11 protein-coding genes are annotated in these 12,604 nt (G+C 53.8%); 1 reads left to right on the top strand and 10 read right to left on the bottom strand.

Annotated elements, in window-relative coordinates; genetic code table 11:
- Positions 1–291 precede the first annotated feature (291 nt).
- From rpoZ to VK70_RS08015, 5 genes are read right to left on the bottom strand one after another with little or no spacing between them, the layout of a single operon-like run.
- A complete protein-coding gene (rpoZ, locus tag VK70_RS08035) occupies positions 292–504 on the bottom strand; it encodes a DNA-directed RNA polymerase subunit omega (RefSeq protein WP_025695518.1) in 213 nt (70 codons plus the stop codon).
- A 43-nt stretch (positions 505–547) separates the two neighbouring features.
- Positions 548–1,117 (bottom strand): guanylate kinase, encoded by a 570-nt coding sequence (gene gmk / locus VK70_RS08030; RefSeq protein ID WP_025695519.1) that lies wholly within the window; start codon positions 1,115–1,117, stop codon positions 548–550.
- An 18-nt stretch (positions 1,118–1,135) separates the two neighbouring features.
- Positions 1,136–1,396: an extracellular matrix/biofilm regulator RemA gene (gene remA / locus VK70_RS08025; protein ID WP_006209218.1), complete on the bottom strand. Its 261-nt coding sequence runs from the start codon at positions 1,394–1,396 to the stop codon at positions 1,136–1,138.
- 46 nt (positions 1,397–1,442) lie between these two features.
- The gene (locus tag VK70_RS08020; RefSeq protein ID WP_025695520.1) at positions 1,443–2,336 is read right to left on the bottom strand and encodes a YicC/YloC family endoribonuclease; all 894 of its coding nucleotides are present in this window, start codon (positions 2,334–2,336) and stop codon (positions 1,443–1,445) included.
- A 38-nt stretch (positions 2,337–2,374) separates the two neighbouring features.
- Entirely contained in the window at positions 2,375–4,246 is a 1,872-nt protein-coding gene (locus tag VK70_RS08015) for a bifunctional homocysteine S-methyltransferase/methylenetetrahydrofolate reductase (protein WP_025695521.1), read from the bottom strand.
- A gap of 159 nt (positions 4,247–4,405) precedes the next feature.
- On the opposite strand from VK70_RS08015, the gene VK70_RS08010 reads away from it, so the two are divergent.
- Complete coding sequence (locus VK70_RS08010; RefSeq protein WP_025695522.1) at positions 4,406–4,663, top strand: hypothetical protein; 258 nt, start codon at positions 4,406–4,408, stop codon at positions 4,661–4,663.
- Here VK70_RS08010 and VK70_RS08005 read toward each other — a convergent pair.
- The 5 genes from VK70_RS08005 to VK70_RS07985 all read right to left on the bottom strand — a co-directional run bounded on the left by VK70_RS08005 (position 4,636) and on the right by VK70_RS07985 (position 12,538).
- A complete protein-coding gene (locus VK70_RS08005) occupies positions 4,636–5,736 on the bottom strand; it encodes a GerAB/ArcD/ProY family transporter (protein ID WP_025695523.1) in 1,101 nt (366 codons plus the stop codon). The genes VK70_RS08010 and VK70_RS08005 overlap by 28 nt on opposite strands.
- A gap of 15 nt (positions 5,737–5,751) precedes the next feature.
- Entirely contained in the window at positions 5,752–6,948 is a 1,197-nt protein-coding gene (locus tag VK70_RS08000) for a Ger(x)C family spore germination protein (protein WP_158454056.1), read from the bottom strand.
- A gap of 5 nt (positions 6,949–6,953) precedes the next feature.
- Positions 6,954–8,615 carry a spore germination protein gene (locus tag VK70_RS07995; RefSeq protein ID WP_025695525.1) on the bottom strand — a complete coding sequence of 554 codons (1,662 nt, stop codon included), beginning with the start codon at positions 8,613–8,615 and terminating at the stop codon, positions 6,954–6,956.
- 176 nt (positions 8,616–8,791) lie between these two features.
- The gene (dapF, locus tag VK70_RS07990; RefSeq protein ID WP_025695526.1) at positions 8,792–9,628 is read right to left on the bottom strand and encodes a diaminopimelate epimerase; all 837 of its coding nucleotides are present in this window, start codon (positions 9,626–9,628) and stop codon (positions 8,792–8,794) included.
- Positions 9,629–9,694: 66 nt separating this feature from the next.
- Positions 9,695–12,538, bottom strand: coding sequence for a calcium-translocating P-type ATPase, SERCA-type (locus VK70_RS07985; RefSeq protein ID WP_046723100.1), 2,844 nt, complete (start codon positions 12,536–12,538; stop codon positions 9,695–9,697).
- Positions 12,539–12,604: the final 66 nt, after the last annotated feature.

Raw genomic sequence — 12,604 nt, 5'->3', positions numbered from 1 at the left:
CGGAAAGAATCCGGTTTGAAGAGAATTTTCAAGAAGAAACGGCTGCGCCGTCCTCGCAGGAGGAGGGCATCCGTTTCTCGTAGAAATATAAGACCAAACGATAGGCGCGAAGCTTATAAAGTCTTATATTTTAAAAAAATAACAACCTTCCGGTTGTCAGGAACAGCCCCGTCCGGGCTATACATGCAGATATAGTTCAAGCGCACGGGGCGCTATCGGCGCCTGCAGCCCTCCGTTCTAATAAAGAGCCGCAGCGCCAATCGTCACACACAAGATACTGCTATTCAAAGCTTAATCGTTGGTCTTATCATCTGCCGGGGATACGGTGATGATGTCCTTATATACTTCTTCAAGCGCAATCCCGACCTGTTTGTGGGATTTCGGAGACTTCAGTTCAGAATGGCTCCCTTCGCGAAGCTGTCTTGCGCGTCTTGCGGCGGCGACAACAAGCGAATATTTGCTGTCGACTTTGTTCATCATTTCATCAATCGATGGATATAACACAGGGACACCTCTTCAATTCATTTTATTCTATTAATAGCCCAGCCTATCTTATTTTACAATGTTCGGCAATAATAATGCTTTCTATTCGTTTGCAGGCAAGATCGATTTTATCGTTAACCACTGCGTAGTCATAGTGCCGCATCAGGCTGATTTCGTCTTCCGCGACCGTCATACGGTGATTGATAATGTCATCATGCTCCGTGCCCCGTCCGCGAATACGGTCTTTCAACTCATCCATCGAAGGAGGAAGAAGGAAGACAAAGATGCCTTCGGGAAACTTTTCTTTGACTTTAAGCGCGCCCTGCACTTCGATTTCGAGGATGATGTCTTTTCCGCTTTCCAGCGTCCGTTCCACGAAATCACGCGGCGTACCATAAAAGTTACCCACGTATTCCGCATATTCCAGCAGTTCATCGTTGTGAATCATCTGAATAAACTGCTCCCGGGATTTGAAAAAATAATTCACTCCATCCTGCTCTCCCTCGCGGGGCTTCCGCGTGGTCGCCGATACGGAATAGATGAGCTCCGGTATTGTCGGGCGCAATGCGGTGCATACCGTTCCTTTACCAACTCCGGACGGGCCGGACAATACGATCAGCAATCCTTTTGACATAGTACACTCCATTAATCTTTATTCGTCATTATCATCATCTTTACTGGACAGCCTGTGGGCCACGGTCTCCGGCTGAACGGCCGACAGTATGACATGATCGCTGTCCGTAATGATGACTGCACGGGTGCGTCTTCCATAGGTTGCGTCGATCAGCATATGCCGGTCTCTCGCTTCCTGGATAATCCGCTTGATCGGAGCCGACTCCGGGCTGACTATGGAAATAATCCGATTGGCCGATACTATATTCCCAAAGCCGATGTTGATGAGTTTGATTGCCATGTTCCGGTTGTTCCCCCCATTAGTTACATCTTCGCTTGCCCAGTCGCTATTCCATATTGGCAGCCTGCTCGCGGATCTTCTCCAGCTCCGCCTTCATCTCAACAACGCAACTGCTGATCCCGGCATGATTGCATTTGGACCCGATCGTATTCGTTTCCCGGTTCATCTCCTGAATGAGAAAATCCAGTTTCCGGCCAATCGGCTCCCCGCTGGCCAGCAAAATCCTGCACTGCTCAAAATGGCTGCGCAGACGGGTCAGCTCTTCATCGATATTGGAACGGTCTGCGAAAATAGCGATTTCCATTCCGAATTTATGTTCGTCAAAAGGGAGGGTGCCGTCTTGGAGTGCTTCCAGCCGCTGCCGAAGCTTGTCCCTGAATTCAATCACGGTGGCAGGAGCCATTGCGCTCATTGCGCCGTGCAATTCCTCCAGTCTGCTCAGCCGTTCTACAATGTCAGCAGCCAAAAAACGCCCTTCCCGGGCACGCATTTCTACCAGGGCTTTAACGCTTTCTTCCAATCCGTTTACAAGCAGCTCTTGAAAAGAATCGCCATTCTCCGGCAATGTGCCCAGGGCGCTCTCGCCGTTCTCCATAACTCCGGGCAGAGTCAGCAGATCCGCGAGACCCAGCTCTCCGCTCACGCCAAATTCCTTCTTCAGCGTTTCCGCCGCTGCCAGATAGGATTTCACGGCCATGCGGTTCAGAACCGGCCCGCCTGCGTTCTCTTCGTGCTCCCTGTTGATAACCACATCCACCCGGCCGCGTCTGACGTATTGCTGGACTGTCCTTCGCAGCGTGTCCTCAAATCCGTTCCACTCCCGAGGCATCCGCAGCACGATTTCGCAGTAACGGTGATTCACCGATTTGACTTCGAAAACGATCTTGCTGCCGCCATATTGCCTCGACGATTGACCGTATCCGGTCATGCTAAATAACATCGGTATCACATCCGTTACACTATTGTAAATGATTCTTTCTAGCGAAACAAGGGGGATAATTGGCGTCCCGACTTCGCCCATACATGCTCCATAAGTTGAACGCTCATATCATAGAACATGAATGGAGTCATCAAATAAATGCCATTAAAGCGTTCCGTGGCAGCGTCAAGTAGTTCCTTGGCGATCGCTACGCCCTCGGCCCTTCCCGCTTCGCCCTCCAGCCCTCTCATCCGGCTGCGCACTTCTTCGGACAGTTGAATGCCGGGCACTTCGTTATGAAGATACTCGGCGTTCCGTCCGCTGGCCAGCGGCATGATGCCGATGAATATCGGGATGTTCAGGTGTGCCGTGCTATCTGCGATGCTATGAATCAATTCCTTGTCATATACCGGCTGGGTCATGATATAGTCGGCTCCGAATGCGATCTTCTTTTCCAGACGTTCGATTGCCTTGCCCAAGTGCTTCACGTTAGGATTAAACGCCGCCCCGGTAACAAATTTGGCCTTCTGCTTAAGCGGCTTCCCCGAAAAAGCAATGCCGTCATTGAGCTGCTTGATCATCCGAATGATCTCGAATGACGTCAGATCATACACCGAGCTCGAACCTGGCAGATCGCCGAACCGCGCCGGGTCGCCCGTTACGGCAAGCACATGGTCAATGTCAAGCGCATCAAGGCCCATCAAATGCGACTGGGTGCCGATCAGATTACGGTCCCGGCAGGCGATATGCACGAGCGGGCGCAAACCCGTCTTCTGCTGAACCAGGGAGCCGAGCGCCATATTGCACATCCGGGTGACAGCCAGCGAGTTGTCCGCGAGGGTCAGCGCATCCGCGCCCGCCCTGCGCAGCGCTTCCGCACCCTTCATGAATTTCGATATATCAAGGTCCCTTGGCGGGTCCAGCTCCACGATCACTGTATGCCGTTCCATCACAAGATCGATAAGGGTTGGTTCTCCCCCGTCTGCAAAGGAATCATCTGCAAGACTTTCCTGTATGCGGACGCTTATCTTCTCCCGCGGCAACGGCTCCGGCAGCGGGAGCGGTTCGTAGCCTGTAAGCGCCGCCGAAATTTCGGCGATATGCTGCGGCGTCGTTCCGCAGCAGCCGCCAATGATCCGGCAGCCCATGCCGGCGAATACGCTCGCCATCTCGCCGAAATATTCAGGCGATGCGCCGTATTTGTAGTGACCGTCCACATAGTCGGCCATTCCCGCGTTCGGATATACCGACACCGGCAGCGTCAGCTTGCCCTGGAGAGTGCCGAGCGCTCTTTTGACGCCTATGGGACCTGTGCGGCAGTTGAAGCCGATAACATCCGCGCCGTCGTCTTCGAGAATACGGAATGCCTCCGGAAGCGTAAGCCCGTCCATCGTCATCGCCGTCTCATCGACAGCGAACTGGCAGATGACGGGCAGATTGCTTAACTTGCGCGCGGTTCGGAGCGCCAGATGCAGTTCCTCCAAGTCGTAGAACGTTTCGAGCAGGATACCGTCCACATTCTCTTCAAGCATCGCGCCGATCTGCTGGCCGAAGTATTTCTTTAATTCGGAAGCGGACAGACTGGCGCGCTTGCCTGCACGGATCGACCCTACGGCGCCCACAACATATCCGGTGCTGCCGGCGGCCTGTCTGGCGATCCGGATGCCGGCCCGGTTAATCTCCTCCACCTTGGATTCCAGACCGAACTTGGACAGTTTATCGTAATTGGCCGAATACGTATTGCTCTCCAGCAGTTCCGCCCCCGCCTCAATATAGCTGCGATGCACTTCTTCGATAACCTCGGGCGAGGTCAGATTCAATTCTTCATATGAAATGCCGACGGGAAATCCTTTCTGATACAAAAAGGTTCCCATTGCCCCGTCGCCGACCAGCACTTTGGCGGCCCAGGCAGACCGCAAATCCAGCTTCACAGAGCAGCCCCTCCCCTGACATTAGTTTCATACTAATGTAACATAAATCGTAAGGAAAGATAAGCTTTCCGGCAAAAGCGGCAGCAAGATTCAGTATTTTGCGAATGGGCGGCCCCTCCTTGCCTCATACTAGGGTTAAAAGCCAAGGAGATAAAATCAATGAAAAAAAAGACTCGAAAGCTGATCCTAAAAAAATACGCCGTAATTGTACTGCTGAGCGCTCTTGGACTCCTATACTTGTATCTCATAGACTGGATGTTCGGATACGGCTTGAACAATATCAGCTTCATTATGAATTACTTGGTATATTCCACCTCGGAGAAACTGTCAGCGGCGGCTATGCTGTGCTGCATGATTATCCCGGACATCATCCACTTCATTACCGGCAATCAATCCGAGCGGGGAGCCGAACGGTGACGCTTGACCGCTGTGATAATAATCAGCAACGCTGGAATTGCCAGTACAAAAACGGGAAACACCGTATACAACAGCCGCTTGCCCTCGTCCAGATGTTCGGTAAAGCCGCGCGCGTTGAGCATGGACATAACTAGGATAATCAGCGCCGCAGGATATGCCATCGTCCGATAAGGCAGACCGAACAGATCGGAAATACCGACCAGCGCGGCTATGTAAAAAACTGTGATTTTGAAAAAGACCCCGATGATCAGCACCATCACCACCAATACATCCAAGCGCTGAATGAAGTCGGAAATGGATATTTTGCTGATGGTAGGCATTAACGGCAAAGGCGAACGGGCGACAATATCGACACCCAGCACCGAAAGGTTCAAGACCGTTGTTAAACTAAGCAGCAGGGTGGAAAAGAGCATGGCGCCTATTATCATCCAAGGCCCTCTCCGACTGTCCATGAGATAAGGCATTAGCATGGTGAAGCAGATCATCTCCCCGAAAGGGAACATATAGTTTTGAATTAGTATGGACCGGATAACCGGCATGACTCCATTCTGAAAGAGCGGGAGGATTCTGAGCAGATTGATCTTGCCCGAAAATAACATCATCAGACCGCAGAAGCCCCCGATCAGCATGACTAGAATCCCAAACAGCAGCGAAGTGCGCGCCAATACTTCCACACCTTTATGGGCAACATAGGCACAGGACAAAACCATCAGCAGACTGACAAAAAAGAGCGGGGTACGGTGCATTGTCGCCATTACCAGCATGGTGCTGCCGTCGCGCAAATCGCGGGCTGCCATCATCAGGAACAACACGATAAATAGCAGCGCGACCACCCCGCCCAAATATTTTCCCAAAAGTTTACGCGCATATCGGCTTAATGGATCTTTGGGGTATGCCTTATACAGATATACATATCCCATGAACGGCAAAATTCCGACAATTCCACCGATCAGAACGGCTAGCCAGGCGTCTTTGCCGGTATCCACCCCCAGATTTACCACCATCGCCGTACCCAAATCGAATAATAGAGTCAATGTAAAGCACTGAAAGATTCCGATCTTTACCTCGCTCATGGCTGAATCTCCTTTTTATTCTGGCATCTGCATAGACCGGCTTCTCATTTCGGTACTCTGTGTTACCGCCTTTACCTCCACTTCCACCTTGCATCTTGCAAAAGCATCATCCCAGTGGTCTTTAACCTTCCTCCATCCTCTGGGATTGGTCCGTTCCACCGCCTCTCCAAAGCCCAGATAGTCACTATGCATGCTGCGTGCCATTTTAACAGCTTCCATAATATCTGATTTAGTGGATTCCTCCAGCTGAGCCTCTGCTTTTCTCAGTGCGATCGGATTCGTTAGATCAATCTTGCCATTCAACTCTTTAATTGAAGCTTGTTGTGTAACGCGGATAATAAAAGCCGGATGCTCCGGATCAGCAGCTATCGTCTTGAGATTAAGTTTATTCTGAAATACATTAAAGACGATGACTTCGTCGCCTTTCCTAATAACTGTAGGCGACTGAGTAAGCCTGTGCTGAATAAGAGCAAGTCCCTTCGCCGCACCATTATCAAGCCAGCCCACCAATTTATCTCCTTTAAATGCGGCTATTCCCGATATCCTCAATATGGCAGATGGTGTAATTTTCTTCATATTCTCATTGGATTTTCCCTTTTCTTTGTCTCCCGATACCAAGACACCGTTCATCAGCGCCCCGCCTCCGGGAACCTGAATTCCGCGAATAATGTCGTCAACCTCCATCCGAAAATTATAACCGAAGGTACTGGATGTGTTCTCAACCTTGCCTACCAGATCATTAGCCGGAATTCTGCCAAGCGCGGTCATTAATGACATGCATTCCTTGGCCGATTGTCCTCTTGATACGAACATCAGGCTGGTCAGCCGCGCCTCGCTCTCCCGCTCCAGAGTATCCATGATTCCCTTGATTCCCTCGCGGGCAAACTCCTCGGAAATGATTATCACCCGGATATGTCCTAACGATAAAAATCGCGCGACCTGCCGGGAAGCGCTCGAGAGAGCTTCGTACATGGAACGGCCCGTTCCGGTATAGAGAACTACAGGAGAATTCCCCCTGGAGTTCTTCCCGGTAGTCTCATCCGCCACAATGACCTGAAACGAAAGCATGTATTTCTTCTCAGGGGACGGGCCTTTGTCGATAGCCACTCCGGCAACGATCGCGCGCCGGTTGAGTTCTACGCTGTCCCAACAGCCGGTAAGCAGCAGAAGGCAGCCTGCGGCAATAACCGCAATGATCCGCTGTAGTCTCACCTTCCTCATCCCCCCTTCTCAGGTTCCTGTGAATCCATAAGACCTGTCTCCCCCTTGGTCTGAATAGCCGGAGCAAGATTGTCCTCATGGCCTGAATCGATCAGCTTGCCCTTCTCCGTTTGATTTTCTCCGGATCGGGCGGGCGAGACGGTTCCCGGCCGGATAAACCACAGTGGAAGCCTTAACACGGCATCCTGCTGCTCTCGGATTGACAAAGGAACAAAAGGCGACAAATAGGGAATGCCAAAGGATCGCAGACTGTTCATATGGGCAATCGTCACGATCATGCCTAAGGTTATTCCGTAAAATCCGAACATGCCTGCAAGAAGCATAAAGCCAAACCTTACAATTCTTCCCGCAATGGACATGTTGTAGGCGGGAATGGCAAAGCTTGCGATCCCTGTCAGTGCTACTACGATTACCATAGCGGGAGTGACAAAACCGGCCTCCACCGCCGCCTGGCCCAGAATTAGACCTCCGACCACAGACACCGTCTGGCCTACGGCTCTAGGCATGCGAATGCCTGCCTCCCGCAATATTTCAAACACTCCTTCCATTAGCAGAGCTTCGACAAACGCCGGAAACGGGACATTCTCACGCTGCGCCAGCAGACTGATTAACAGCACGGTGGGGATCATTTCATAATGAAAAGTAGTCAAAGCAATATACATGGAAGGCCCGAACAGCAGAATAAGAAAGCTGCCGTAACGGATAAGACGCATCAGGATCGCTATATCGACCCGCTGGGAGTAGTCTGCCGGAGATTGAAAAAATTGAGTAAACACCGCAGGCAGTATCAGAGCAAAGGGCGTCCCGTCAACGATGAGCACCACACGGCCTTCAAGAAGATTGGCTGCCACCACATCCGGTCTCTCGGTATTGTAAATGGTAGGAAAAGGCGAGAATGTCTTGTCCTCTATCAGTTCCTCGATATATCCCGACTCCAGGATCGCATCGATTTTGATTTTGTTTATTCTAGTTCGGACCTCATCGACCAGTTTGTCATCGACTGTCCCTTGTATGAACAACATCGCAACATGAGTCTTGCTTGCGTCCCCGACGGTTAAATGCTCCATCCACAGCTTCGGCGTCTTGATTCGGCGGCGGACAAGACTGATATTCGTACCGATGGACTCCACGAAGCTGTCCTTAGGACCCCGCAGCACAAGCTGCATGGATGGTTCAGCGATTGCGCGGTTCTCGCCGCCGCGCGTCGCGCACAAGATGGCGCTCGCGCATCCGTTAAGCAATATGGCCGTATCACCCGACAATATCGCCAGGACAATGTCATTCCAATCCTCTTTGATTTCGGCATCGCCCGACTCCAGCACCCGTTCCATAACAAATTCCAGCAGCGATTCGCTTCCGTCGTCCGGTACCTGCCCCGAGGCCTGATTCACACGGGTTAATGAGCCGATTACGAAATCGTTAATGGTTTTGTCATCCGCCAGCCCGCTTATATGAACGACTGCTGCTCGAATTGGCAGTTCGGCTCCTATCACCAGCTTCCGTATCTTCAGATCAGGGCTCCCTCCAAGCTCACCTTCAATACGGTCAAGGGTTTCGGTCAGCTCTTCGGATATCGCGCGGACAACACCGGCGCGTGGAGCGTCGCCGCCCGTTCCGCCGCCCGGCTTACCGCGCTTTGTTGTTTTCTCCGCGCTCATATTTTCCACCCCTTTGTCTGTGCTCTTTCCATTATTTGCGGATATCCCCAACCTTATGCGGAACGGCTGTCCATTCCTTTCAGAAGCGAATCAGCGGAAATTGGTCGCGCTTACATACAGAGCAAAAAAGCTGAGGCCGGATAAATTCCGGCCCCAGCTTTTGAAGTTTAGGGGTATTACACTTCAACAGTACCCGTATAAACCGCTTCGGCCGGGCCTGTCATATACACATGATTGTCTTCTTCATTCCATTCAATGTACAGATCGCCGCCCTTCAGGCTTACCCATGCCGCACGGTCGCTCACTCCATTAAGCACGGAAGATACAAGCGTGGCGCAGGCTCCGGTTCCGCAGGCCAGTGTAGGGCCGGCTCCCCGTTCCCATACGCGCATGTCGATCCATCCGCGATTTTTTACGGTGGCAAATTCAACGTTTACCTTGCGGGGGAACAGGGGATGAACTTCCAGCTTAGGTCCCCAGGTCGTCAGATCGAAGTTAACAGCGTCTTCTACGTAAATCACACAGTGCGGGTTGCCCATCGACACAGCAGTAAAAGTGAACTCCTGTCCGTCCGTCTCGATCGGCTGGCCCAGCACCGGCTCGGCGTCAATGTTTACGGGAATTTTGGGACCAGCCAGTACGGGCTCGCCCATATCGACTGTTACCGTCTCGACTTTACCGTTCTTCACCTGCAGCTTAACCTTCTGTTCGCCCGCGCCGATCGTTTCTATGACGATTTGCTCCGATTTCACATACCCGTGGTCGTACACATATTTCGCGACGCAACGGATGGCGTTGCCGCACTGCTCCGCTTCAGAGCCGTCGGAATTGATAATCCGCATCATGTAGTCCCCGCGTTCCGAGGGCAGAATATATACGAGTCCGTCTGCTCCGATGCCGAAGAACCGATTGCATAATTTAACGGCCAGCTCAGCCGCGTTGTCCGGCAGCGACTTCTCGCCGAATACGACGATGAAGTCATTGCCGAGTCCGTGCATTTTGGTAAATTCCATGCTTCGTCCACTCCTTCGATTAATTGCCACAAGCATACCGCAAGGACGAGGACAAAGCTATTAATTTTATGCCGAAATTTTTGTACTTTTCGGCAGGCTCCGTCCGCCGCCGGCGCCGCCAGCGCGGAGACGCTTCCGGCTGTGCTTCCCGCCGAGGACGCTGGCCGCGCCCATCAGGAAGGTCGGAATGCCGGAGGCGACCAGGCACAGCGACCAGTCTCTGAAGCCGAGAGGCACGGTCTTGAATATAGGCTGTAGCGCCGGGATGTACATCACCGCCAGCATGAGCAATACGGATGAGAGCACCGCGAGCACCAGGTATTTATTCTGGAACGGGTTCCGGTGGAACACGGAGCGCGAGCTCCGGCAGTCGAATACATGAAACAGCTGGGCCATTACGAGGGTCGCGAACGCCACCGACTGCGCCTGGACAAGCCGGGCCGGATCAGCCGGAGCTACGCGGAGTGTCAGCCAGAAGGCTACCAGCGTGCACAGCCCGATCAGAATGCCGCGGCTGATGATCTTCCAGCCGAGCCGGCGGGCGAAGATATTCTCACTCGCCCCGCGCGGCTTGTGTTCCATCAAATCCTTCTCGGGCTGGTCAACGCCAAGCGCCATGGCGGGCAGGCCGTCCGTGACCAGATTGACCCATAGTATCTGAATCGGCACAAGCGGAAGCGGCAGACCGAGCATCATCGCAAAGAACATCGTCAGAATCTCGCCGACATTCGAAGCGAGCAAATACCGGATGAATTTGCGGATATTCTCATAAATACTCCGGCCTTCCTCTATTGCCGACACAATGGTCGAGAAATTATCATCTCCTAAGACGAGCGCCGAGGCTTCCTTGCTTACATCTGTTCCCGTAATGCCCATGGCAATGCCGATGTCCGCTGCCTTGATGGCCGGAGCGTCGTTCACTCCGTCGCCCGTCATGGCGACGACATGGCCGTTACGCTGCAGCGACTTCACGATGCGCAGCTTGTGCTCGGGCGATACGCGGGCGTATACGCTAACACTATCCGACAATTTGTCGAGCGCATCGTCGTCCAGCCGCGACAGCTGGCTGCCTGTCAGCACTTTGCCCCCGCGCTGAAGGATGCCGAGCTGACCCGCAATCGCCTCGGCGGTGGTGCCGTGATCGCCGGTGATCATCACCGTCTTGATGCCCGCCCGCCGGGTGACGCTGATCGCATCCCGCACCTCACGGCGCGGCGGATCGATCATGCCGGCGAGCCCGGCGAAGACCAGTTGGCTTTCGGCATCCTTCTCTGAATTAGCTTGCTCATTAGACCGCAGCTCCCGGTAAGCCAGACCGAGCACGCGGAGGGCGTCCGAAGCCATCGCTTCGTTCGCGGCCAGCGCCTTTTGCCGCAGGGTCGGTGTGCAGGGTACAACCTGGCCCTCCCACAGCATATACGAACAGCGGCTCAGCAGCACATCGGGCGCTCCCTTGGTGCAGACCATGCGGCCGCCGGGATGGGTCACGGTCACCGACATCAGCTTGCGTTCGGAGTCAAACGGAAATTCCTTGTCTCTGTTGAAAGTTACGGCCAGCGCCGATGCGGTCAACCCCATCTTCGCGGACAGCGCTACAAGCGCCCCCTCAGTCGGGTCGCCTTTGAGCTCCCAAACCTGGGCTGTGGACGGCTTCGTCTCTCCTTCGCCGCCTTTCCCCTTGGCTTTATCTTTACGTTTGCTCCTCGTCTCGGCAGAAGCCGTCTCGTAAATCTCCGCATTGTTGCACAACGCGCCAATTTGAAGCAATCTTCGCAGGCTCTGATCATGCTTTAGATCCGCTGGCTTGCCCTTGTCGAGAATTGCCCCAATCGGCGCATACCCTTCACCAGTGACATCAAAGCTGCGCCCTCCGCTCCAGACGCGGGTTACCGTCATTTTATTCTGCGTCAGTGTTCCAGTCTTGTCGGAACAGATAACGGACGCGCAGCCCAGCGTCTCCACCGAGGGCAGCTTGCGCACAATCGCCTTGCGCTTGATCATCCGCTGCACACCGAGAGCAAGCGCGATGGTGACGATCGCGGGCAGCCCCTCAGGAATCGCGGCAACCGCAAGGCTGACCCCTGCCAGAAACATCGACACCGCCGGCTGGCCATGCAAGATCCCGGCGATCACAACAACTATGGTCAGGGCGAGCGAGACGTAGATCAGAATTTTACCAAGCTGCTCCAGCCGACGCTGAAGTGGCGTTTCCTGAGTGTCGGTGCTCTGGATCAGGCCCGCGATTTTGCCCATTTCCGTATCCATTCCGGTACGGACCACAATCGCCCTGCCCGTTCCCCGGGTTACCATCGTGCCCATAAAGCCGATGTTCTTCTGATCGCCCAGCGGAACTTCCTCCGCATGGATCGGCTCCGAATGTTTGGAGACCGGCAGCGATTCCCCGGTCAATGCGGATTCCTCGCAGTACAGCGCGCTGCATGCGAACCAGCGCACATCGGCGGGAACCCGGTCGCCGCTCTCGAGCAGCACGATGTCGCCGGGAACGAGCAGCTTCGCCGGGATATGTTGTACGGTGCCGCCCCGCAGCGCTTTTGCCGAAGGCGCGGACAGCTGCTTGAGCGCCCGCAGCGAGCGCTCCGCGCGAAACTCCTGGACGAACCCGAGCACCCCGTTTAGGACGATAATGGCGACAATCGTGACCGCATCCAGATATTCGCCCAGCAGCCCCGATACAAGCGTTGCCCCCATCAGCACCAGGACCATGAAATCCTTGAACTGATTGAGCAGCAGCGTCAGCGGGGATATTTTTTCGCCCTCCGACAGCTCGTTTAGCCCCTTCTCCTTGAGTCTTTCTTCAGCCTCCTCATCGCCAAGGCCCCGCTGCGGCGAAACCGCGAATATCTTCTGCAGCTCTTCGCTGCTGAGCCGGTGCCAACTTTTTTGTTCCATGACTCTCCATTCCCCTCCCGGTCGTTTCTGACTTCCGGCGGCGTTAGTGCTTTTCCACCCGTTCAT

It is taken from the genome of Paenibacillus durus ATCC 35681 (assembly GCF_000993825.1).
Classification (GTDB): Bacteria; Bacillota; Bacilli; order Paenibacillales; family Paenibacillaceae; genus Paenibacillus_AQ; species Paenibacillus_AQ durus_B.
This window is presented reverse-complemented; position numbering and strand designations above follow the sequence as displayed.

Excerpts from the sequence above, each read along its gene's own strand:
- gmk (WP_025695519.1), bottom strand. The coding sequence starts at position 1,117 with ATGTCAAAAGGATTGCTGATCGTATTGTCCGGCCCGTCCGGAGTTGGT.
- remA (WP_006209218.1), bottom strand. The coding sequence starts at position 1,396 with ATGGCAATCAAACTCATCAACATCGGCTTTGGGAATATAGTATCGGCC.
- VK70_RS08020 (WP_025695520.1), bottom strand. The coding sequence starts at position 2,336 with ATGTTATTTAGCATGACCGGATACGGTCAATCGTCGAGGCAATATGGC.
- VK70_RS08010 (WP_025695522.1), top strand. The coding sequence starts at position 4,406 with ATGAAAAAAAAGACTCGAAAGCTGATCCTAAAAAAATACGCCGTAATT.
- VK70_RS08005 (WP_025695523.1), bottom strand. The coding sequence starts at position 5,736 with ATGAGCGAGGTAAAGATCGGAATCTTTCAGTGCTTTACATTGACTCTA.
- VK70_RS07995 (WP_025695525.1), bottom strand. The coding sequence starts at position 8,615 with ATGAGCGCGGAGAAAACAACAAAGCGCGGTAAGCCGGGCGGCGGAACG.
- dapF (WP_025695526.1), bottom strand. The coding sequence starts at position 9,628 with ATGGAATTTACCAAAATGCACGGACTCGGCAATGACTTCATCGTCGTA.
- VK70_RS07985 (WP_046723100.1), bottom strand. The coding sequence starts at position 12,538 with ATGGAACAAAAAAGTTGGCACCGGCTCAGCAGCGAAGAGCTGCAGAAG.